General features: G+C 55.6%; 1 protein-coding gene. It reads right to left on the bottom strand.

Annotation, left to right across the window (positions count from 1 at the left end; genetic code table 11):
- Positions 1 to 342, bottom strand: a 342-nt coding sequence (locus tag HFD99_RS25075; RefSeq protein ID WP_167441078.1) for a condensation domain-containing protein, incomplete at both ends; no start/stop codon positions are given.

Here is a 342-nt window from a genome sequence, read left to right as displayed (position 1 = left end):
GTCGCTGGACGGATAATTGCGCATCGCCAGCGTGTTGATGAATACACCGACCAGACTCTCCAGTTCGGCATGCGGTCTTCCGGCAATCGGTGTGCCAACGACGATGTCCTCTTGGCCTGTGTATTTGTGTAAGAGCGTGGTGTACGCCGCCAGCAACACCATATACAGAGTAGCGCCGGTTTGTGCCGCCAGTTCTTTCACGCGTTCACTAACCTCACGTCCCAGTGCAAATTCGATCGTATCCCCTGCCGTACTCTGCACCGCAGGGCGGGCAAAGTCAGTAGAGAGATCCAGTACAGGTAGTTCACCTTGGAAGGTGTCAAGCCAGTACGCTTCCTGACG

Source organism: Paenibacillus sp. EKM301P (genome assembly GCF_011800295.1).
In the GTDB taxonomy this organism is placed as follows: Bacteria; Bacillota; Bacilli; order Paenibacillales; family Paenibacillaceae; genus Paenibacillus; species Paenibacillus polymyxa.
The sequence above is the reverse complement of the archived record's forward strand: the minus strand, read 5'-3'. Positions and strand labels throughout refer to the sequence as shown.